A 22,632-nucleotide genomic window follows, 5' to 3' on the forward strand; every position below is an offset into this window, starting at 1 on the left:
CTCAGCTTTATGATGTGGCGGGGCGTTGCTGCCGCCATCAACCCTGGTTTGGGCGGATTGTGGCTTATGCATCGCGGGGGATGGACCTGAACATGCCGGCGTCTGGCGGACCGCGTAATTTCATGCATGTGCGCGATGCAGCTCGGCTGTTGGTTCAGGCCTGGCGGGAAGGTGTGACTGGTGTGTGGGATATTGTTCACTCGGAGTCACAGGACTATCTGCAGATTGCACGGTGCGCTTATCGTGTTTTTGGGGCAGGAGGGCGTGTTGAAATCGCGCAGAGCAAGCAGCCCTTTCGGGTTTTAAATTGGCCTTCAGGAGAAGTCGCATTTGATCGCTTGGGTATGTGGCCCGACATCGACATGGAGAAGGGCTTGACGATGATTCGGGATGCGGGCCATGCTGGCTCCTTTGGGCCTATGGATGTGACATGACTAGGACCAGTGCTTCTCCGATTCATGTGCTAGTGACAGGGGTGGGCGCCATCATCGGGCAGGGTATTGTCCGCAGCTTGAGGGCTAGCAGCCATTCCGTCAAAATTATCGGCCTGGACCGCAGTGCTCGACCCCCGGGACCTGAGTGGTGTGATGTATTTATTCAAAAACCGACCTGTGACGAGCGTTCCGATGAGTATCTGGACTTCTGGCAGAACCTGATCAGAAAGGAAAACATCGATCTGGTCTTGCCGGGGCTCGAGGTTGATATGCTGTTCCTGGATGAGCAGCGGGCGGTGTTCGAAAAAGAGCATGATGCTTGCGTACTGGCGCTCAATCACAGCGCTCTGATTGCGCTGACAGGCGATAAGTGGTTGATGCACCTGTTTTTGGTAGATCACGGCATTTCGGCCATCCCGACGGTGATCGACGCGGGCTGGGATGGTGCCCTGGCAACGCTTGGTGCGGCACCGATACTGCTCAAGCCGCGCCAGGGTAATGGTTCGCGAGGAATTGTGCGCCTGCATGATCGCGAAGATTTTGTGTATTGGTCTCGTAAGACTGAGGATCCGTGGATGCTCCAGCGTATCGTGGGTAGCGAGGCTGAAGAATATACCGTGGGGTCGTTCGGTTTGGGGGATGGCCGAGCGGTGGCGCCTATCATCATGCGCAGACGCCTGTCAGGGGCCGGCAATACGCAGCAGGCCGAAGTGGTCGACCACCCTTTGCTGCAGGAGCGGGTGACAGCCTTTAATACCTTGCTTAAACCAATAGGCCCGACGAATTATCAGTTCCGAGTTCAGGATGATGAGGCCTACCTACTGGAAGTTAACCCGAGATTTTCCAGCAGCAATTCCTTGCGCACTGGTTTTGGGTATAACGAGGCGCAAATGGCAGTAGAGTATTTCGTACTAAATCGTTTGCCGCAGGAGCCTGACGTCCGTCCTGGTGTCGGGTGGCGCTATAGCGAGGATTATATCGTTTATGATCGCGATCCTGTCTGATGTTCATAGCAATCTAGCCGCCTTGCGGACGGTGCTGGACGATGCTGTCCAGCGGGGATGCACGCGTATTCTTTCCTTGGGTGACGTGGTGGGCTATCACGCGCAGCCAGGGCAGTGCATCGATTTGCTGGCGCAGCATGATGCAATCAATATTCTGGGGAACCATGATCATTATCTGATCAGCGAAGAGAATTGCTCACGCTCTAAGGTGGTGGCTGGCATCATCGATTATCAGAAGCGCATTGTGACGCCGGCACAATTGTCATGGCTGCGAGGCTCCCTGCCCAGTCTGAAGGAGTCCGGTTCGCTGTTTGTGCACGGCGGCCCAGAAGATCCCCGGGACCAATATCTCTACGTTGTTGATGACGATACAGTGCCGGAGGACGTCGAGCGGTTGTTTTCTGGGCATACGCATGTGCAGGCGCTGATACAGGTAGCGTGTGGAAAATGGTATTGCAATCCTGGCTCTGTAGGGCAGCCTAGAGACGGGGATTGCCGAGCAGCCTATGCGATTCTCGATAGAAATCGGATTGAGTTGAGGCGCGTAGTCTACGATGTCGAAGAAACAGTCGAATCCATGAAGAAAGCAGGGTTTGAACCCTTTTTATATGAAAATCTCTATCACGGCACCCAGATAGGGGGCCGTATCGACAAGATAAAGTACATCAACAGGAACAAGCAGCATGAATCCAATTGAGCAATTCCAGGCAGAGGTACAACACAACATCGAACGACTGGGGGCTGATGCAGGCTTGAAGCGAGCATCCCTGGACTGGATGCTGAAGACGGGGGCTACTGGTGCCTATACCTATAATTTCAATTGGATGGGGCGCCCGATCATCCAGTACCCGCAGGATATGGTTGCGATGCAGGAGTTGATCTGGGCGGTCAAGCCGGATCTGATCATCGAGACTGGGATCGCGCATGGCGGTTCCTTGATCATGAACGCCTCGCTGCTGGCATTGCTGGACTTGTGCGATGCGCAGACACAGGGCCGCGCGCTGGATCCCCGACAACCTGCTCGCAAGGTGCTTGGGATCGATATCGACATCAGGGCGCACAACCGTGAAGCGATTGAAGCGCACCCGATGGCTACGCGCATTCAGATGCTGCAAGGCTCCAGCGTTGATCCGGCGATGGTGGCGCGGGTCAAGGATATTACGTCTGGATATCAACGCGTCTTGGTCAGCCTGGACAGTAATCATACTCATGAGCATGTGCTGGCTGAGTTGAAGGCGTATGCACCGCTGGTCAGCATAGGCAGCTATTGTGTTGTATTTGATACTGTTGTGGAGGACATGCCGCCTGAGTTGTGCGAAGGGCGTCCTTGGGGGCCAGGCAATAGCCCGTTGACAGCAGCACGTGAGTATCTGGCAGAGCATCCTGAGTTTGAGGTGGACCGTAGCATTGAGAACAAGCTGCTGATCACCGTTGCAAGAGAAGGATTCTTGCGGAGGATCGCATGATAGCGGGAGTGGACCCGATGCTTGAAATAATCATTTCAGAAAATATTGTGCCCCATAATTCAGAAAGGCATGGGTTAACTATTAATAGTTTATTGCGTAAATGCTAACGGTAATAATTCCAACATATAGACGGCCAAGTCTGCTGCAACGTGCGCTCTTAAGTGTGATATCGGACAAGGATTCTGATATACAAGTACATGTTTGCGATAACCATTCTGAGGATGGGACGAAAGAGATTGTTGCTAATTTTCAGGAGAAAGATAAAAGAATTTTTTATTTTGAAAATAAAGAAAATATCGGTGCTAGGGCTAATGGGCTATTAGGCCTGTCCAGGGTGGATACTGAGCAGTACATGGTGCTGAGTGATGATGATTTTTTATTGCCTGGCTTTCTTAAGGAGGCGATTAAGACATTTAGGGAGCATCCTGATGTGCGGTTTGTCTGTGCGCCGACGATACACTTAAGTTTAATTGATAAGACTTTCTCTATGGGGTGCCTAGATTGGAGTTCTGGTTTACATCCCGCAGGCGTTCAAAGTGCGAGGAGAATGCATCATTCTCATTTTCCAACTACGAGCGTTGTTTTCCATGAAGAGGTTAAGAGTCGGTTGGGAGAGTTTGAGAGCGGAGGGAGTGATGCGCTTTACATGACGTTAGCTGCAGGAAGATTTCCATTTTATGTGTTGAATAAACCCGGTGGGGTGTTTGTTGCTCATGCTGGAAGTTATACCGCTAGTGGTTCTTGGGCGCGCGAGGATTCTATGTTCTTGTATCGCACGATGGCACAAACAATGGGTTTGGTTAATGCACTAGATGTCCCAGATGAACTGAAAGGGGAGCTATCCCTTTTGGTCGCAGATACGTATAATAAAATATTCGACTCTATCCGGGTTTTTGGCTATATAAATTACGAAGAAATAAAAAACCCCCTTGCGTTCTCTACCTCAAGTATCGGTGCTGTGGGTGTGCTGACCAGAAGATTTCCAGCGAAGATTAGGAAATCGCTGTTGCAATTAATTCTATTCGCTAAGAAAGTTGCTGAGGATAAGGCGCTTTCCAAGAATAAAAGAAATTTATCAGAAAATGCTCTGGATTCGTTGTCCGGAGGGGCTATGGATATGGCTGATTTTAAGGCTCTTGTGGATAGTTTGCATCTTGATGAAACAAGAAAATAGCGATGGATTTTATTTTCCATGTAATCTATCACTTTCATTTTTGATGGGCGGATTCCTGGGGCGTGTGGTGTGGGGAGGGGGCATAATTGAAGTGGTATGAATCTGGATTTTGGGCTATGGGTGATTTGGGTAATCTATGAATACCAAAAATTATCCGAGAATACTCGTGATCGGAGCCGCCCCACTAAATCCAATCAATGCAACTGGGATCACTCAGACAAATTTATTTAATGGCTGGCCATTGGATCGTATTGCTCAGATATACGATAGCGATTTAGAGCCAAGTTCAGATTGTTGCAATATATATGTTCGATTTTCTGCTCGTGGTGGAAATTTGTATGGTCTTATAAAGAAAGGCGTTTCATTTTTTCGAGTGAATGAGAATAATAAAAAAAAATCGAATATATATGCTCAAAAAAATAGAGTAAGAGATAATGTGGTTGTGTATGACGCATTCAGTGCATATGCCGATATATTACCTTATAAAATTCCAAGAAAAATTATTGCATGGGTAAGGAATTTCCAGCCTGATCTAATTTATTCCAGCTTGGGGAATGTCAGGATGATCGAGTTGGTGTTAAAGCTGGCGAAAATCCAAGCTGTGCCTGTAGTTCCTCATTTTCTAGATGATTGGCCTAGTACGCTCTATCTAGGTAAGGCGCAGATGGCTATACCTAGATATGTACTCCGTTCCAGATTGAACGCCTTAATGAACTTGGCGCCCATGGGGTTAACCATATCTGATGACATGGCCCTGGAATATGAAGAGCGCTATCACAAGAAATTTATTTCATTCATGAACTGCGTGGATATCTCGTTTAAATATCAACATAGGATGGATTGCGCCGGTTGCGCTATTGCATTCGGTTTTGTTGGCGGGCTACATCTGCATAGATATCAATATCTTCTGGATGTTGTCACTGCGCTGCAGAGACTCAAGGATGTAGGGGCGAGCGTGGAGGTTTCTATCTTGGTGCCTATTCGAGATAGGGAAATGCATGTCGGAGTTTTTTCCCGCTATTCTGTGGTGAAATGCTTTAGTACTGTCCGTCCTGAAGATGTACAGGATGCGCTGTCGTCATTCGATGTTTTAATTCACGTTGAATCATTCTTAAAAAGCGATTCTTTATATACGAGTCTCTCAATATCCACAAAGATACCTCAATACATGGCAGCGGGTCGACCGATATTGGCCTATGGGCCGTGTAATTTGAGCTCGATTAAATATATATCCCAGGCTCGTGCTGGAACTGCTGTTTGTCAGGAGGGGGGTGTTGCAGATTTGATGCGTGCCGCTTCTGATTTGATTTCGTCCGAAGATATGAGAAATCGGCTTGGTAGAAATGGGCAGAGGGTGGCAAGAAAAAATCATGCTGCAAAGAACGTCCGTCAAAAGTTTTTGGAAGTCATGTCCAGAATTTCTACTGGTTCAGTTGATTAATGGCCGTGTCTAGTATGAATGATGGCGGTTCTGTGCCATGGGTTGCTTATGTGGGACCGTTTCTCTTTCCGTGGGGCGAAGCTGGCTCGCGGAGAGTGTATGGCGTTACCAGAAGCCTAGTGGCGGCAGGCTATCAAGTAATTGTGGCTGGCGGCGATCAGACGCCATCGATAGAAACGCAACTGGAAGAGTACATCTCGATTCATCAGTGTAGCTATCTTGGGTTGCAGGAGCGTCCGTCTAGTCGTATGTCCTCGTTCCTGCGTGTCAAGCAAGTCTTATGGGATTGGGGGAAACGTACCGTTCGATGGTTGGATGCGCAGAAGACTCCCCCTAAATACGTAATACTCTATGGTGGAAATATTCAATTCGCGTGGCGGCTGTTAGATTGGTGTCACAAGCGGGATGTGAAGCTGATAGGCGATGTGGTCGAGTGGTATGATCCTCGCCATATGGTGGGTGGAGTGCTTGGCCCGATCAATATCGGGGACAAGCTAGCATTTCATCGTGTGTATCCGAGGTTCGATGGGATTATTGCGATAAGCAGTCTATTGGAAAATCATTTTTTGGCTAAGGGTTGTAAGGTCATCCGTGTTCCGCCAACAATAGATATCAGTAAGTTTAAAATAGAGAAACCTCTTAAGCGTGACAGTGGCCAGATAGAGCTTGTTTATACAGGGACGCCGGGGAAAAAGGATCTGCTGAGTAGCATCATGGCGGGGGTCCTGCAGGCGAATGCTCGCTGTCATGAGAATAATAAGTTTGTCTTAAATGTGCTAGGACCTAGCGCGGAACAGGTGCGGGGTATGTTAGATACCGAGCAATTGCCTAGCTGCATACGCGCGCTCGGTCGAGTTCCGCAAGTGGATGTGGCGCAGCATGTACAGCGAGCAGATTTTAGCGTGCTGCTGCGTCCACCGTCTCGTTCATCAAAAGCCGGATTTCCAACGAAATTTGTCGAAAGCTTTGCAAATGGCACTCCTGTGGTATGTAATTTGACCAGCGATATTGGGGAATATCTTCAGGATGGGCAGAATGGTGTCATCTGCAAAGACTGTTCAAGCGGCAGTTTCAGCGCCTCACTCCAGTACATTGCATCGATGCCTCCGAGTGAAAGGGAGCTAATGAAGAAGAAGGCAAGGTATTGTGCCGAAGCTGAGTTCTCTTTCGAAAAATTTACGGGCAAGATTGCTGAATTTCTGCACAGCCTTTAGGTGAAAAACTGAGCGGCGTAGGGCCATGAAGATCGTTGCAGAGCAGAGGTTGCGTTCGCTTGGGAAATCCGTGGTGCTGGTGTCACCAATGCCACCACCGTATGGTGGCATCGCGCATTGGACAAAGATGATATATGACTTTTCTCGGAATGAGTCAAGTGTGCTGCTGTCTGTTATTGATACGTCGCCTCGCTGGCGAGGAATTCATGATACTGGAGTTATAAGGCGTCTTGTTGGAGGATGTCTTCAGATCCTTCGAGACGTGTTTCGACTGCTTTTTATACTAAATAAAAATGAAACGGGAGTTGTTCATCTAACAACGTCCGGAAGTTTGGCGGTGGCAAGGGATCTTCTGATATCTTGGATATTAAGGTTTTTGAAAATAAATTTCATCTATCATATCCGATTCGGTCGAATTCCAGAGATTGCAGAGGCAAACTCTCTGGAATGGAAGGTGATGGCGAATGTCATGAAAAGGGCGTTCACAGTCATTGCGATAGATCGGACTACATTGGACACGATAAAAAGCCGATTGCATAGTGTAAATGCTGTATTCATGCCAAACTGCGTGGATGTGGGAAAGTTATCTCTATGTGTACCCAATTCAGGGGAAGAGCGGACTGCTGTATTCCTGGGGTGGGTGATCCCGGCGAAAGGCATAGGCGAGCTGATTGATGCCTGGCGGGTTGTTGATCGCCGAGGCTGGAAATTGAAAATTATTGGTCCGGCAGAGGACGCTTATAAGCAGCGCCTTCAGGAGAATTTAGAGGGTTATGACGTTGAATTCGTAGGCGAACTTCCGCACCAACAGGCTATGGAAATAGTCGCGGGGTGTGGCCTTTTTGTTTTGCCGAGTCATTCGGAAGGTTTTCCAAATGTGATCGCCGAGGCGATGGCTTTTGGACGTCCCATTATTGCTACCAAGGTGGGAGCTATCCCAGAAATGCTCGATGGGAATTGTGGGCTATTGATTGATAAGTGTAATGCTCAAGCACTTGCTGTGGCATTGGACAAGATGCTGGGGGATGGTCATTCAAGAGATGAAATGGGAGCCCTTGCGCGCAAGAAGGCGACAGAGCAGTATGCCCTAGATGTGGTTTATCGCAGGTATATGACGCTGTGGGCGCAGGCTGATTGCTAGGTGTAACTAACAAGGAAGATGGTTCGATGTTTAAAGAAAAAATACTTTTGATCACAGGGGGCACGGGATCTTTTGGGAATGCGGTGCTCAGGTCCATTCTAGATAGTGATATTGCGGAAATACGTATTTTCAGTCGTGATGAGAAAAAACAGGACGACATGCGTAAGCGGTATAAAAATGAAAAACTAAAATTTTATATCGGAGATGTGCGTGATTTGCGGAGTGTGCAGCAGGCTATGCGTGGCGTGGATTACGTGTTTCACTCGGCGGCGCTCAAGCAAGTTCCTTCCTGTGAGTTTCACCCCATGCAGGCGGTGCATACCAATATTTTGGGCACGGAGAATGTCTTAGAGGCGGCGATAGCCGCTGGTGTCAAGCGCGTGGTGTGCTTGAGTACTGATAAAGCTGTTTATCCAATCAACGCCATGGGGATTAGCAAGGCGATGATGGAAAAAGTCATGGTGGCCGCCAGCCGCAATTTACAGGGAACTGATACTGTCATTTGTGGGACCCGTTACGGGAATGTGATGGCTTCACGAGGATCTGTGATTCCACTTTTTGTACAGCAAGTGCGGTCTGATCAACCCATTACGATTACTGACCCATCGATGACACGGTTTATGATGACGTTGTCTGATGCGGTGCAACTGGTGCTATTCGCATTTGAACATGGGAGAAATGGCGATATATTTGTGCAGAAGGCGCCGGCATCTACTATCGAGACCCTGGCACATGCAGTTACTGATTTAATGGGTAAGCCGGAGCATCCTGTGCAGGTTATCGGTACTCGTCATGGCGAAAAATTGTACGAAGCATTGCTAAGTCGAGAAGAAATGGCATCTGCTGAAGATATGGGTGATTATTTTCGTATTCCGGCAGATAATAGGGATTTGAACTATAAAAAGTATATGGAGCAAGGGGAGTCTCGCCTCACTCAAACGGCTCATGGCGAGGACTATAACAGTCATAACACGCACAGGTTGGATATGCGGGAAATGAAGCAGCTGCTGCTTAAGTTGGACGGTATGCGGCGCCTTGTCGATGGCGAAGCGGTTGATGTCGAGGAGCACTAGACAATGCCGAAGGTTTTAATTACAGGGGCAGACGGGTTCATTGGTAAAAATCTGCAGCTATATCTTTCTGAGCGTTCAGATGTGCAGATGGTTTCGTTTACGCGCAGTAATACCACGGAACAATTGCCGGATTTGTTGGCGGATGTGGATTTTGTGTTTCACCTGGCTGGTGTTAATCGCCCTCAGGATCCAGTTGAGTTTGACTCGGGAAATCATGCGCTAACACAAGCACTGTGCGATGCGGTTGCTGGGCTGGACAGTGCGGAAGGCCGACTGCCGTCAGTAGTGTTCGCCTCGTCTTCTCAGGCTTTGCTTGAAAACGCGTATGGTCAAAGTAAGCGTGCGGCTGAGGAGGCATTGTTTGAATTGCAACGTCAATACGGTGTCTCGGTGCACGTATTTCGTTTGCCTAACGTATTTGGGAAGTGGGCTCGGCCTAACTACAACTCTGCCGTAGCCACCTTTTGCCATAATGTTGCACGCGGTCTTCCTATCCATGTTAATGATTCCAACGCCAAAATGATGTTGGTGTATGTCGATGACGTTATTCGGCGTTTTGTTGAGTTGCTGGATGGAGCGGAAGCCACAAAGGACATAGATGGTTTTGATAGTGTTGCGCCGCAGTACAGCACCACCGTTGGAGCGTTGGCACAGCAGATTCTTAATTTTAGAGAGAGTCGTGCGAACCTGCTTACGGAAAGGGTAGGAGTGGGTCTGACCAGGGCGCTGTATTCAACTTATGTTAGCTACCTGCCAACGGATGACTTTACCTATTCCGTGCCTCAACACGGCGATGCACGAGGCGTTTTCGTGGAGATGATGAAGACGCCGGATTGTGGGCAGTTCAGCTACTTTACCGCCCACCCCGGAATTACCAGAGGCGGGCATTATCATCATAGTAAGACAGAAAAATTCCTGGTTATAAAAGGGCATGCGCTTTTCAAGTTTCGCCACATGCATACTAATGAGACGCATTCATTGGAAGTTTCCGAGGGCGAGGCTCGGATCGTAGAGACCGTTCCGGGGTGGACGCATGATATCACCAATATCGGTAACGATGAATTGGTCGTTATGCTATGGGCTAATGAAATTTTTGATAAGGATCGGCCTGACACCTATGCGTGTCCGCTATAAGGGCGTATGAATGAGAAAGCTTAAAGTAATGACGGTTGTGGGTACTCGTCCGGAGATCATTCGCCTTTCACGCGTGATGGCGCGGCTGGACGAGTATTGTGAGCATGTGTTGGTTCATACCGGACAAAACTATGACTATGAGTTGAACCAGATCTTTTTTGATGACCTTGGCATTCGCAAGCCTGATCATTTCTTGAATGCTGCTGGCTATGGCGCAGCGCAGACTATAGGGAATATTATTTCTGGTATTGATGATGTGTTGGCTTCGGAGCGGCCAGAGGCATTGTTGGTGCTGGGCGATACCAATAGCTGTCTGTCTGTAATTCCAGCTAAACGACGGAAGATACCTATCTTTCATATGGAGGCTGGTAATCGATGTTTTGATATGCGTGTTCCAGAGGAAATTAATCGCCGTATAGTGGACCATACTGCGGACATCAATTTGACTTATAGCAGTATCGCGCGCGAATACCTGTTGAAAGAGGGGCTTCCTCCGGACTTGATCATCAAGACTGGTAGCCCTATGTTTGAGGTGTTGACGTACTACCGTTCAGGGATTGATGATTCTGAAATACTTGGACATCTTGGCCTATTGGAAGGACAATTTTTCGTTGTTAGTGCTCATCGGGAAGAAAATATCGATTCCGATATAAATTTCCAAAGATTAGTCGATGTGTTAAATGGCGTTACGACAACCTATAATTTACCCGTGGTGGTCTCTACGCACCCCCGTACGCTGAAACGGGTCAACGCTTTGGGTGTGAATTTTCACCCCTTGGTTCGATTGCTAAAGCCGCTTGGATTTACTGATTATAACCGCTTGCAATTGTCGGCGAAGGCTGTGCTGTCTGACAGCGGCACGATCAACGAAGAGTCTTCCATCCTCAATTTTGCTGCCCTGAACCTGCGGGAAGCGCATGAACGCCCTGAAGGAATGGAGGAGGCTGCCGTTATGATGGTTGGCCTTGATCTTGCTCGGGTACTTCAGGGGCTGGCGATTTTGGAAAAGCAACCTCACGGTGTTGAGCGGCTGCTCCGCCAAGTGGCTGACTATTCCATGCCCAATGTCAGTGACAAGGTGGTAAGAATTATTCATAGTTACACCGATTATGTAAATCGAGTCGTGTGGAAGAAATACTGAACTGGACTGCTCATGGCGATTCGTGTCCTGTTGTTGACACAGTGGTTTGATCCGGAGCCAACTTTTAAAGGTTTGGCTTTTGCGCGGGAGCTAGTGCGCCAGGGATTTGATGTGGAGGTGGTGACGGGATTTCCAAATTATCCTGGCGGTAAGTTGTATACAGGGTATCGTATTAAATATTTGCAGCGCGACATCATTGAGGGTGTTCAAGTGGCGCGTGTGCCCCTATATCCGAGCCATGACCAGTCGTCCGTAAAGCGAGTAGCGAATTACGTCAGTTTTGCGATCTCGTCGCTGTTCTATTGTTTGTTTTTTGCGAAACGTGCAGATGTGATTTATGCCTATCATCCGCCATTGACGGTGGGGGTGGTTGCAAGTCTGGTCCGGACGCTGCGGCGGATTCCGGTTGTCTACGATATTCAAGACATGTGGCCGGACACGCTGAGTGCTACCGACATGTTGAAAGGTTCGCGGGTGCTTGCCGGTGTCGCGGCTGTTTGTTCCTGGGTATACCGACATGTGGATCATATCGTAGTGCTTTCGCCTGGATTTAAGCGTCTATTGGTTTCCCGGGGCGTACCAGAGGGTAAGCTTCAGGTGGTCTATAACTGGGCGGATGAGGCTGCACTTGCAGAGCCTAAACACGGTTGCCCAGCCGCTTTGACTACCGATGACAGACGGTTTACGGTTTTATTTGCAGGGAATATGGGTAAGGCGCAAGCATTGGATGCTGTTTTGGATGCAGCCCAGTTATTGCAGCGCCGTGGCGTGGCCGTTCGCTGGGTGATGCTTGGTGGTGGAGTGGATGTATCGCGTTTGCGCCAGCGGGCACACGATTTAAGCCTGAGTAGTGTGGTTTTTTTGCCTTTTGTGCCTATGGCTGAAGTGGGCGCTTATTTGAACGCGGCGGATGTCCTGTTGGTGCATTTGCGAAAAGAGCCTTTGTTTTCCGTTACTATCCCTTCTAAGACTCAAGCTTATATGGCAATGGGTAAACCGTTACTAATGGCGGTGGATGGTGATGCAGCTGATTTGGTGCATCAGTCCGGAGGTGGGGTGGTCGTGGCGCCAGAGAATCCCCAGGCTTTGGCTGATGCAGTTGAGCAAATGACTTCGTTAAGCTCTGATGAATTACATGCCATGGGACAACGAGCGAAAGAATACTATCAGCAGCATCTGGCCATAGCAGTAGGAGTGCGCCATTTCGGGGAGATCTTCAAGCGGCTTTCAGGAGTACACAAATGAAGCGCTTATGTGATTTTTTTGGTGCTTTTTGTTCTCTTATGATTTTCGCGGTTCCAATATTTTTACTTATTTTGTTGGTCCGCTTTCAATTGGGAAGTCCGGTGTTTTTTCGCCAACAGCGCCCTGGATTGCAAGGGGTGCCATTTGAGATGATCAAATTCAGGACGATGACGGATGCGTATGGGGCTGATGGTGAAATCCTCCCAGACGCAGAACGATTGACGAAATTGGGACGATTTCTGCGCGCGACCAGTTTAGATGAGTTGCCGGAGTTGTGGAATGTACTGAAGGGTGAAATGAGTCTCGTGGGGCCACGCCCTCTGCTAATGGAGTACCTGCCGTTGTATACGTCGGAACAGGCACGTCGGCACGAGGTGCGGCCTGGTATTACAGGGTGGGCGCAAATCAATGGTCGTAATGCAATCAGTTGGGAAGAAAAGTTTGCGCTGGACGTTTGGTATATCGATCACCGGACTTGCTGGCTGGACGTGAAGATCCTTTGGATGACGGTGATGCGAGTGCTCAAACGCGATGGGGTCAGCGCCGCCGGCGAGGCGACCATGGCTAGGTTTACCGGGGCAGTCCTGGAGAGAAAAGAACATGAATGATCCCTTGTACGCCATTTATGGGGCCTCCGGCTTCGGTCGTGAAGTGCTGCCTTTAGGTAGAGAGCTTCTGGTGCGGGCTGGGGTGGCCTCGGATCGTTTGGTGTTCATCGATGATGCACCTCCTGGGCAGTTGGTGAATGGACATCGGGTACTGACTTGGCAAGAGTTTCTGGACGAACCGGCTGATGCGAGGTGTGTATCCTTAGCGATTGCCAATGGGGCTATCAGAGAGAAATTATCGAATCGGTTGTGCGATCACGGCGTGACTCCATGGAATATCAGTGCAGCCAACAAGGTTGAACTGGATGATGTCGCGGTAGGAGAAGGAGCCATTTTATGTGCATTCGTCACGCTGACCTCGAATATCCGTATCGGCCGCCATTTTCATGCCAATATCTATAGCTACGTCGCTCATGATTGTGTGATTGGTGACTTTGTCACCTTTGCTCCGGGTGTCATGTGCAATGGCAACGTGGTTGTCGAAGATCATGCCTACATTGGTACTGGTGCAATACTGCGTCAGGGGAAACCAGGTCGACCCTTGAGGATCGGGCGCGGCGCTGTGGTGGGCATGGGAGCTGTGGTGACCAAGGACGTTGCGGCTGGTGCAACTGTCGTGGGCAATCCTGCGCGTCCCTTGGTCAAGTAACGCGTTGAAGCACAGGGCTATTCAGCCATCGTGCTAACACTGCAGGCCTACAATACCCTACTTCTGTCTTGTTGAGCGCTGACGTGCTGAATACCCCTTTCCCCCCCTGGCCTTCGTTTACGATTGAAGAAGCCGACGCCGCCCGCGACGTGATCCTGTCCAATCGGGTGAACTACTGGACCGGTCAAGAATGCCGCGATTTCGAACGCGAATTCGCAGCCTGGGCGGGAACCCGTCATGCAATCGCGTTGGCTAATGGCACGGTGGCGCTGGACTTGGCGTTGCGGGGCCTAGGGATCGGCACAGGGGACGAGGTCATCGTCACCTCCCGGACTTTCCTGGCTTCCGCATCCTGTATTGTCAATGCTGGGGCCGTTCCAGTGTTTGCGGATGTTGCCTCCGACTCTCAGAACATCACGGCAGACACGATCAACGCCGTACTGACCCCTCGCACGCGAGCGGTGATCTGCGTGCATCTGGCAGGGTGGCCCTGTGACATGGATCCTATTATGGATTTGGCGCGCGAGCGGAACCTGCTCGTGATTGAGGATTGCGCACAGGCGCATGGTGCGCGTTACAAGGGCCGCCCTGTGGGTTCCATCGGTCATGTAGGCGCCTGGTCGTTTTGCCAGGACAAGATCATGACCACAGGGGGCGAGGGCGGCATGGTTACGACGGACGACCCAGCTCTGTGGAAACGCATGTGGGCGTATAAGGACCACGGCAAGTCCTGGGACGCCGTTTATAAACGGCAGCACCCGCCCGGCTACCGTTGGCTGCACGAATCGTTCGGCACCAATTGGCGCATGATAGAGGTCCAGGCTGCTATCGGGCGCATTCAGCTGCGCCGGTTGACGGATTGGCAGGCAACGCGTTTACGCCATGCCCGCTGCATCTGGGATTGTGCTCGGACACTTCCTGGGTTGCGGGTGCCCCAGGTGCCGGATTCTGTCGATCATGCGGCATACAAGTGCTATGTATTCTTGGATCTGGATGCCCTGGCACCGGGGTGGACACGGGAACGCATCATGCAGGCCATCGCGGATCAAGGCGTGCCGGTGTATTCGGGGTCATGCTCCGAGATTTACCTGGAAAAGGCGTTTGACGACACGGACTTCCGCCCGGCTAATCGCCTGCCGGTTGCTCGTGAGTTGGGTGAGACCAGTCTAATGTTTCTGGTGCATCCGACGCTGCAGGAGGAGCATATCAACCGGACGTGTGAGGTTCTGCGCGCTGTGATGGCACAGGCGACGGTATGTAGGCGGTTACGTGATTAATATCAGGTCGTTTCTGGTGTTCGCCTTCGATCTGGCGGCGGTGATCGCGGCTTGGTTGGGTGCATTCTTGTTGCGTTTCAATCTGGAGTGGCCGCGCGCGTTTCATGCGGAGATCTTCTACGGCGTCCTGATCCTGATGGCCGTGCAGTTGGCAGCATGTCACTGGGCGGGCTTGTACCGCGGAATGTGGAGCTTTGCGAGTCTGCCGGATTTGCGCCGTCTGATCCGCGCTGTGGGGGTGTCGGTGATTGCCGTTCTGGCCTTGGCAGCCTTTGGCGGCGCATGGCTGTTGATTCCGCGGTCCATCGTGCTACTTTATCCCTTGCTGTTGATCATGCTCATGGGGGGGGGGCGGATCGCCTGGCGTTTATGGAAGGAATCCCTGCTAGCGCCGGTTTCAGATGCCGAGCGCAAGCCCGTGGTGATAGTTGGAGCGGGTACCGCAGGGGCCATGCTGATGCGTGAACTGGCCCGTAGCTCAAGCTGGCGGGTCGTTGCACTGATCGATGATGACCGGCACAAGCGCGGTCTGGACTTGAATGGCTGCCGGGTGGAAGGCTCGGCCCGGGATCTGCCTGCTATTCTGAAGCGGCACGGTGCCCGGCATGTGATCCTGGCCATGCCATCGGCATCGGCCGAGGCGCTTCAGGCCGTGACGCGGCTGGCCACAGAAGCCGGCGCAGCCCTGTTCACCATCCCTGGGCTAGCGGAGCTGATGAGCGGCCGTGTTGCTATCAACATGATGCGGCCGGTCAAGATCGAGGACTTGCTGGGCCGGGAGTCCGTCCGGATCGACAACAAAAATGTCCAGGCCATGCTGACCGGCAAGCGCATCCTGGTGACAGGCGCAGGCGGGTCCATCGGCAGTGAATTGTGTCGCCAGTTGTCGCGCTTTCAGCCGGCCAGTATTGTCTTGCTGGAAGCCAGTGAATTCGCGCTGTACATGATCGAGCAGTGGTTCGGCGAGCACCGGCCCGAGATTCACATTGTGCGCCTGGCTGGCGATGTGAAGGATGTCTCTCGGATGGCCCAGGTCTTTGCCGATCACGCCCCCCAGGTGGTGTTCCATGCGGCTGCCTACAAGCACGTGCCTCTGATGGAAGTTGGCAACGCTTGGCAGGCGGTGCGCAACAATATCGCCGGAACGCTGACGGTGGCGCGAGCCGCCCGAGACGCCAGGGCGGAACGCTTCGTGCTGATTTCCACGGATAAGGCCGTCAATCCCACCAACGTGATGGGCGCGACCAAGCGGGTTGCCGAGATGGTCTGCGAAGTTCTTCAGAATGGCCCGGGCACGACGCGTTTCCATATCGTGCGCTTTGGCAACGTGCTGGGCAGCACAGGTAGCGTGATCCCGAAATTCCAGTCCCAGATCGCGCATGGCGGCCCGGTGACCGTCACTCATCCGGAAATCAACCGGTATTTCATGTCCATCCCCGAAGCGGCGCAACTGGTTTTGCAGGCGGCAGCCATGGGCAAGGGCGGTGAGATCTTCGTCTTGGATATGGGTGAACCGGTTCGAATTGTTGATCTAGCCCGCAACATGATTCGTCTGTCGGGCTTCACCGAGGATGAGATCCATATCGAATTCACGGGCCTGCGCCCCGGTGAGAAGCTGTACGAGGAATTACTCGCTGACGCGGAGGAAACTCTGTCGACCCCGCATGAAAAGCTGCGCATTGCGCGTTCACGCGCAGTGCCGGACGGCTTCTATCAGGAAGTCCAGGTGTGGCTGGCGCAGGCGCCGCAGATGGATGAGGCTGTGCGGGTTGAATTGAAGCGCTGGGTGCCGGAGTATGAGCCCAAGGGGTGAGTCGACCCTTTAGACGTCAGCTAATAAATACTAACTATTCGTATAATCCTTCACTGCTAAGCTGGCGGAAGTGGGTCGGCGTGGATGTGGAGGGATTTTGGGCTAAGCTGGCGGAAGTGAGCCGGTGTGGATGCGGAGGGATTTTGGGGCGAGTGATGGTGGGTGGCAGGCTTCCTGTCATGTTGTTGACGGCGTCTCTGGTCTTGATGGTGTCCGGCAGTCTCCGGGATCTCGTCACCCCCTTGGGGTACTGGGCTGCTTGGGGGGCTTGGGTCGTGGCGACGCTCATTGCAGTGCGCCACGCCGACAGGGACCATAAGGCTCCCAGGCTACCTGTATGGATCATGGGTTCCTATGTCGCCCTGTGGCTGGGAATGATCATTGCCGCCGCTGTCAATCGGGACTGGGCCTCTGCGTATCAGGCAATGAAGATCGCGGTGATCACAGGCATGTTCGTGGCGATGTGGCGCCTGGCTTTGCAACTGGGCTGGCGTCGGCTCGTCGTGGCGATGAGTTGGGCGATCGGGCTGGTGCTCGTCAGCCTAGCCGTATCCAAGGTCTGGAATCCTACCGGGCAAGTGTTGATCGATGGCCCTCGCGAGGGCAGCTTCCTGGCGGTTTACGGGGTGCTGTGGAAAGCGGGAGCCTTTTTTCTGCCGGTGTTTCTGGCGGATGCCATCGAAACCCCCAGAGCTTGGGCCAGGAGCGGTCTGATGGTCGCCGCCTGTGTCTTTCTGGTGCTGATCGACGGCAGCCGCACAGGCTTGCTGCTGCTGGGGGCGACCGCTGTGGGTTTTCTCGCTTTTCTGGTCTGGCGGGGCGATTGGGGTTTGGCTCGCCGCCGGTTCCGGTGGCTTGGGGCGGCGCTTGCCCTGTTGCTGCTCCTGCAGTTGCTCAACACGGGCGCGAACCTGGGGGCGGGCAAACTCTGGGCCGGGGGAGCCGCGGCGGGCGGTGCTTCGAGTGGCGTCTCCGCTGCGGCGGTTGAACCGGCGCGTGTCCTGGAAGGCGCCCTGGATCGGACGTTCGAGACCCGCATCGGCGCGGGGGATCCCGCGCGCGTCAAGCTGCTGCGGGCAAGCCTGGCGCAGGTAAGCGCCTGTCTGCCGCTGGGCTGCGGCTTCGAGGCGATGGGCACGGATATCGGCACGGGGGCGTGGATGGTGGTCCACAACGCCTATCTGGCCGCGCTGGGGGATTTCGGTGTGCTGGGCCTGGCGGGCATGCTGGGTTTCCTGATGGCGGCATGGCTGCCGATCCGGAACGTGCTGCGCCGAGGCGCGAAGGATGCGCAGGTCTGTTTCACCGTGGCGGCGGCGGGCTCCGCCCTGGCCTACGGCATGGCGTTGATGCTCAATACGTTCACGACCGAGATGTCGGAGTGGGGCTACCTGATCCTCATGCTGGCGTTTGCGTGGGCCCCCCTCGAGAACGCCTGATGGAAGGCGGTTCCATCCGGGGCCGGGTTGCGCGCAATGCGGGCGCCTTGTACGTCGTCCAACTGGTTTCCTTCCTGGTCCCGGTCTTCGAAATCCCGATTCTGGCCCGGGCCTTGGGGGCGTCGCTTTATGGGCAGATCCTGTTCTGCCAGGCGCTGGCGCTGACGGCGTCCCTGCTGGTGGAATACGGCTTCAACATCAATGCCGCGCAGCAGGCCGCGCTGGCGCGCGGGCGCCTGGAAGCCTTGAATCGTCTGTTTTCCCAGGTGTTCCTGGCCAAAGTCCTGCTGGCGGCTCCTCTGGCGGGGGTGCTGTGCGTGGCGTGGGTCATGGGATTGCTGGACGCCTATCTGGACAACGCTGCCTTGCTGGCATTCGTGCTGGCCTATTTCCTGGCCTTCGGTTTCAGCCCTATGTGGTATTTCCAGGGGCGGGAACGAATGGCTGGGCCGGCGTTCCTGGATGTGGGTCTGCGTGTGTGTGGCCTGGGCGTACTGGCGATCCTGGTCCGCGCGCCGCAGGATTTCCTGCTGTCCCTGCCCATCCTGGCGATTCCTCCCCTGCTCAATACCTGCCTGACGACCGGGTGGTGCCGTCGCGAGGTCGGGCCGATCCGTTGGGATTTTCGGGGCGCCCGCCGCCAGATCCGCGAAGGGTTTCACTTTTTCGTCTATCGCAGCGCCAGCAATCTGGCGATGTCGGCCATCCCCGTCTTCCTGGGGTTGAGCGCCGGGAAGCGGTCGGTGGGCGAATTCGCGCCTCCCGAGAAATTGATCAAGGGCATGACCAGCCTGGCCATGCCTTTTCTGTCGGCGGTGTTTCCGGTTTTTTCCAGGCATCTTGAGGCCGGAGGCGGCCAAGGGGCGTTCCGGGCGCCCCTGGCAGTGTTGGCGGCGATCGGCGCCTTGGCCCTGGCGGGCGCGGGGCTGGGCGCTTGGCTGGGCCCCTGGGTGCTGGATGCCCTGCTGGGGACGGGTTTTGGGGGCTCCCTGGCAATCTATTATGTGTTGATCGGGCTGGTGCCTTTGCGCATCGTCAATCAGAGCATTGCGATGGTGCTGTTGATTCCCGCCGGCCGGGCCAAGCCCGTCAGCTACGTGATTTCAGCGTTTTCAGTCCTGGCGGTCGTCTGCGGGACGGGTTTGTCGTTTCCTTACGGCGGTCTGGGAATGGCTGTCGGCCTGGTGGGGGGGGAAGCGGCGCTGCTGGTGGTGATGCTTGTCATGACGGCGGCCCTGCTGCGGCAGGGCGCGGAGGGCGTGGAATGAACCGGACGCGCGCAGGGGGATCGCAGTGAGGATCCTGATGGTCACCACGGGGCTGCTGCTGGGCGGGGCCGAATGTCAGGTGGTCAGTCTTGCCGACCGTCTGGCGGCCCGGGGGCATGACGTGATCATCGCCTATTTGACGGGCTCCGTCGGCGTGCGTCCCAGCCGTGCGGTTGAACTGTATCCCCTGCATGTCAGCAAGACGCCGCTTGGCGTGCTGCGGGGCTGCCTGCGATTGAGGCGCCTGGTGCGTCGATGGCGGCCGGACGTGGTGCACAGTCACATGGTTCATGCGAACCTGATCGCCCGTGGGGTCCGTCTGGGCGTTCGCATGCCCCGCCTGGTCTGCACGGCCCACAGCACGGTGGAAGGCGGTCGGGCCGTGATGCTGGCCTATCGCCTGACGGATCGCCTGGGGGATGCCTTCACCCATGTCAGCCGCGAGGCGGTCGAGGCTTTCGAGCGTGCGGGAGCGGCGCCCCGGGGGCGGATGCTGCCGATGCTCAATGGCATCGATCTGCAAGCGTTCTCCAATGCGCCCGATCTCAGGACGCAATCCCGGCAGCGGCTCTTTCCCCGGCCTGACAGGCGCCTGCTGCTGTCGGTGGGGCGCTTGGCCGAGGAAAAGAATCACGCGGGTCTGCTGCGCGCTTTTGCGCAACTGGTGGAGCTCCGCCCGGATGTCGATCTCTGGATCGCGGGGGACGGCCCCTTGCGCGAGGCGCTGCAGCGACAGTGCGCTGCCCAGGGGCTGGGGGATCGGGTGGTTTTTCTAGGGGCGCGGCGGGATGTGCCTGATCTGATGCGCGCCGCCGACGTGTTTGTGCTGCCCTCCCTGTTCGAAGGGTTCGGGCTGGTGGTGGCCGAGGCGATGGCATCCGGGACGCCGGTGGTGGCGACCGATGCGGGCGGAGTGGCCGAGGTCATGAATGGCACGGGAATCCTCGTGCCCGTCGGCGACGAGCCGGCGTTGGCGCGCGGCCTGGCCGAGGCGTTTTCGATGGATGTCGCGCGGGCGGCAGCGATGACGGCGTCGGCGCGGCGGCAGGCCGAGGAACGGCTGGACATCGAGCGCGTCGTCGATGCCTGGCTGGAACTCTATCAAAGGGGAATCGAATGCTGACCATCCTGACGCCGACGTACAACCGCCGTCATACCCTGCCCCGGCTGTACGAAAGCCTGTGCGGGCAGAGCCGGCAGGACTTCGAATGGCTGATCGTCGATGACGGGAGCGAGGATGAGACGGAATCGTGGGGCCTGGCCTGCCAGGCGCGGGCTGAGTTCCCGGTCCGGGTCCTGCGGCAGCCGAATGGCGGCAAGCATGCGGCCATCAATGCCGGGGTCCGCGCGGCGCGGGGGGATTGGATCTTCATCGTCGACAGCGATGACTGTCTGATGGCCGAGGCGGTGGAGTGCGTGGCAGAAGCCGCGGACGCGCCGGAATCCGTGGTCGGCGTGTGTTTCCGCAAGGCGGACCTGGGCGGGCGCCTGCTGGGCCAGCCCTGCAGCGCGACGCCGTCGCCTTGGGTGGGAACGCCCAGCCAGGCGGGTCGCAAGGTTCAGGGCGACCTGGCCTATGTGTTCCGCCGGGACGTCATGGCGGATCTGCCGTTTCCGATCGTCCCGGGGGAACGATTCGTGCCCGAGCTCTACATCTGGAACCAGATCGGCGACCGGGGGCCGATCCGGTTCTATCTGGATCGGGTGATCTATCTGTGCGAATACCTGGACGATGGCTACACCCGGAATTTCCGGACTCACCTGCGGCGCAACCCCGGCGGTTTCCTCTTGTTCTACGCCGCGCAGATCGGCCGGGAGCCACGCTGGTCAGGCAGGATCAAGGCCGCGCTTCGCAGTCTGCAGTGTCTGGTCTATTGCGCGCTGAAAGCGGCTGAACGCTCGCGCCCCGTCGTATGAAGCGGCTGGCTATCGTGTCCCACCATGCGGTGGATCTGTTGAACTTCCGGGGTCGCCTGATTCGTGATCTGGCGGCCGCCGGCGTGACGGTTTTCTGCCTGGCGCCGGACTACGATGCGGCGACCCGTGCCAGGCTGGTCGAACTGGGCGCGGAACCGGTCGATTACCGGCTGCAGCGCACCGGCATGAATCCCCTGCGCGACTTGGTGGACGTTATCGGGCTGGTCCTGATCCTGCGGCGTCTGGCGCCGGATGTGGCGTTCGCGTTTTCCACCAAACCGATGGTGTACGGGACGCTGGCGGCATGGCTGGTCGGGGTTCCCCGGCGCGTGGCCATGGTCGAGGGCGCGGGTTATGTGTTTACGCAGTCGGGCGGCCGCCTCGGGTGGCGCCGTCGCGTCCTGCGCCGGGTGGTGGAAGTGCTGTATCGCGTGGCGCTGGGGCGGGCGCATCGGGTCGTATTCCTGAATCCGGATGATCAGCGGGAATTCATCGATCGGGGCCTGGTGGCTCGGGAACGGTCGGTGCTGTTGGGTGGCATCGGTGTCGATCTGCAGGTTTGGCGGGAAGCGCCGCCAGCTCTCGACCCGGTCGGTTTCGTGCTGGTGGCTCGTTTGCTGCGCGAGAAGGGCATCGTGGAGTATGTGGCTGCCGCGCGCCTGGTCCGGAACCGATGCCCGCAATCGCGGTTTGTGCTGTTGGGCGGCCTGGACTCCAATCCGGGCGGATTGAGTCGGGCGCAGGTACAGGGCTGGGTGGATGAAGGCATTGTGGAATGGCCGGGGCATGTGCCGGTGCGGCCGTGGATGGAACGCGCTAGCGTGTTTGTCCTGCCCTCGTATCGCGAGGGCGTGCCCCTGAGCACCCAGGAGGCCATGGCGATGGGGCGTCCGGTGATCACCACGGATGTGCCCGGCTGCCGCGAAACGGTCAGCGACGGGATCAATGGATATCTCGTGCCGGCGCGTGATGCGGGCGCCCTGGCGGACGCCATGTTGAAGTTTCTGGACGATCCCGGCCTGATTTCGTCCATGGGCAGAGCCAGCCGCCGGATGGCCGAGGAGCGTTTTGATGTGCGAAAGATCAACGAAACGTTAGCAGCTTGGTTGTGGGAGTGATCGGGCAAGACCTAGATGATCTTGGGACATATTTGAGCGTGCCTTCTGTGGTCGATACTGTGAGCAGACGAGTTTG

At 55.0% G+C, this 22,632-nt stretch carries 21 protein-coding genes; all 21 read left to right on the forward strand.

Features of this window, described 5'->3' with window-relative positions:
• On the forward strand, positions 1-434 hold a 434-nt coding region (locus tag WBG56_RS00005; protein ID WP_424264514.1), incomplete at its 5' end, for a hypothetical protein.
• Entirely contained in the window at positions 431-1,438 is a 1,008-nt protein-coding gene (locus tag WBG56_RS00010) for an ATP-grasp domain-containing protein (RefSeq protein ID WP_424264515.1), read from the forward strand. The genes WBG56_RS00005 and WBG56_RS00010, both read left to right, overlap by 4 nt.
• Entirely contained in the window at positions 1,419-2,135 is a 717-nt protein-coding gene (locus WBG56_RS00015) for a metallophosphoesterase family protein (protein ID WP_424264516.1), read from the forward strand. The genes WBG56_RS00010 and WBG56_RS00015 overlap by 20 nt, the downstream gene beginning before the upstream one ends.
• The gene (locus WBG56_RS00020) at positions 2,122-2,904 is read left to right on the forward strand and encodes a cephalosporin hydroxylase family protein (RefSeq protein WP_424264517.1); all 783 of its coding nucleotides are present in this window, start codon (positions 2,122-2,124) and stop codon (positions 2,902-2,904) included. The genes WBG56_RS00015 and WBG56_RS00020 overlap by 14 nt, the downstream gene beginning before the upstream one ends.
• A 100-nt stretch (positions 2,905-3,004) precedes the next feature.
• Positions 3,005-4,078, forward strand: a complete 1,074-nt coding sequence (locus tag WBG56_RS00025) for a glycosyltransferase family A protein (RefSeq protein WP_424264518.1) — start codon at positions 3,005-3,007, stop codon at positions 4,076-4,078.
• Positions 4,079-4,214: 136 nt separating this feature from the next.
• Entirely contained in the window at positions 4,215-5,519 is a 1,305-nt protein-coding gene (locus tag WBG56_RS00030) for a hypothetical protein (RefSeq protein ID WP_424264519.1), read from the forward strand.
• A gap of 14 nt (positions 5,520-5,533) precedes the next feature.
• Positions 5,534-6,733 carry a glycosyltransferase gene (locus WBG56_RS00035; RefSeq protein WP_424264520.1) on the forward strand — a complete coding sequence of 400 codons (1,200 nt, stop codon included), beginning with the start codon at positions 5,534-5,536 and terminating at the stop codon, positions 6,731-6,733.
• A gap of 25 nt (positions 6,734-6,758) precedes the next feature.
• A complete protein-coding gene (locus WBG56_RS00040) occupies positions 6,759-7,874 on the forward strand; it encodes a glycosyltransferase family 4 protein (protein ID WP_424264521.1) in 1,116 nt (371 codons plus the stop codon).
• Positions 7,875-7,900: 26 nt separating this feature from the next.
• Positions 7,901-8,947, forward strand: coding sequence for a polysaccharide biosynthesis protein (locus WBG56_RS00045; protein ID WP_424264522.1), 1,047 nt, complete (start codon positions 7,901-7,903; stop codon positions 8,945-8,947).
• A 3-nt stretch (positions 8,948-8,950) separates the two neighbouring features.
• Positions 8,951-10,081, forward strand: coding sequence for a UDP-2-acetamido-2,6-beta-L-arabino-hexul-4-ose reductase (wbjC, locus tag WBG56_RS00050; protein ID WP_424264523.1), 1,131 nt, complete (start codon positions 8,951-8,953; stop codon positions 10,079-10,081).
• A gap of 10 nt (positions 10,082-10,091) precedes the next feature.
• Positions 10,092-11,222 carry a non-hydrolyzing UDP-N-acetylglucosamine 2-epimerase gene (gene wecB / locus WBG56_RS00055; protein ID WP_424264524.1) on the forward strand — a complete coding sequence of 377 codons (1,131 nt, stop codon included), beginning with the start codon at positions 10,092-10,094 and terminating at the stop codon, positions 11,220-11,222.
• Between the two features lie 12 nt (positions 11,223-11,234).
• Positions 11,235-12,467 (forward strand): glycosyltransferase family 4 protein, encoded by a 1,233-nt coding sequence (locus WBG56_RS00060; protein WP_424264525.1) that lies wholly within the window; start codon positions 11,235-11,237, stop codon positions 12,465-12,467.
• Complete coding sequence (locus WBG56_RS00065) at positions 12,464-13,075, forward strand: sugar transferase (RefSeq protein WP_424264526.1); 612 nt, start codon at positions 12,464-12,466, stop codon at positions 13,073-13,075. The genes WBG56_RS00060 and WBG56_RS00065 overlap by 4 nt, the downstream gene beginning before the upstream one ends.
• Complete coding sequence (locus WBG56_RS00070) at positions 13,068-13,724, forward strand: acetyltransferase (RefSeq protein ID WP_424264527.1); 657 nt, start codon at positions 13,068-13,070, stop codon at positions 13,722-13,724. Before WBG56_RS00065 ends, WBG56_RS00070 begins: the two co-directional genes overlap by 8 nt.
• Positions 13,725-13,807: 83 nt before the next feature.
• Positions 13,808-15,001: a DegT/DnrJ/EryC1/StrS family aminotransferase gene (locus WBG56_RS00075; RefSeq protein WP_424264528.1), complete on the forward strand. Its 1,194-nt coding sequence runs from the start codon at positions 13,808-13,810 to the stop codon at positions 14,999-15,001.
• The gene (locus WBG56_RS00080) at positions 14,994-16,814 is read left to right on the forward strand and encodes a polysaccharide biosynthesis protein (RefSeq protein ID WP_424264529.1); all 1,821 of its coding nucleotides are present in this window, start codon (positions 14,994-14,996) and stop codon (positions 16,812-16,814) included. The genes WBG56_RS00075 and WBG56_RS00080 overlap by 8 nt, the downstream gene beginning before the upstream one ends.
• 344 nt (positions 16,815-17,158) lie before the next feature.
• The gene (locus WBG56_RS00085; RefSeq protein ID WP_424264530.1) at positions 17,159-18,253 is read left to right on the forward strand and encodes a hypothetical protein; all 1,095 of its coding nucleotides are present in this window, start codon (positions 17,159-17,161) and stop codon (positions 18,251-18,253) included.
• Positions 18,229-19,521: an oligosaccharide flippase family protein gene (locus tag WBG56_RS00090; RefSeq protein ID WP_424264531.1), complete on the forward strand. Its 1,293-nt coding sequence runs from the start codon at positions 18,229-18,231 to the stop codon at positions 19,519-19,521. Before WBG56_RS00085 ends, WBG56_RS00090 begins: the two co-directional genes overlap by 25 nt.
• Before the next feature lie 25 nt (positions 19,522-19,546).
• Entirely contained in the window at positions 19,547-20,644 is a 1,098-nt protein-coding gene (locus WBG56_RS00095; RefSeq protein WP_424264532.1) for a glycosyltransferase, read from the forward strand.
• Entirely contained in the window at positions 20,638-21,438 is an 801-nt protein-coding gene (locus WBG56_RS00100) for a glycosyltransferase family 2 protein (RefSeq protein WP_424264533.1), read from the forward strand. The genes WBG56_RS00095 and WBG56_RS00100 overlap by 7 nt, the downstream gene beginning before the upstream one ends.
• Positions 21,435-22,556 carry a glycosyltransferase family 4 protein gene (locus WBG56_RS00105; RefSeq protein ID WP_424264534.1) on the forward strand — a complete coding sequence of 374 codons (1,122 nt, stop codon included), beginning with the start codon at positions 21,435-21,437 and terminating at the stop codon, positions 22,554-22,556. The genes WBG56_RS00100 and WBG56_RS00105 overlap by 4 nt, the downstream gene beginning before the upstream one ends.
• Positions 22,557-22,632 lie beyond the last annotated feature (76 nt).

Origin of the sequence: Castellaniella sp. (genome assembly GCF_049671645.1) — a bacterium.
In the GTDB taxonomy this organism is placed as follows: Bacteria; Pseudomonadota; Gammaproteobacteria; order Burkholderiales; family Burkholderiaceae_B; genus Castellaniella.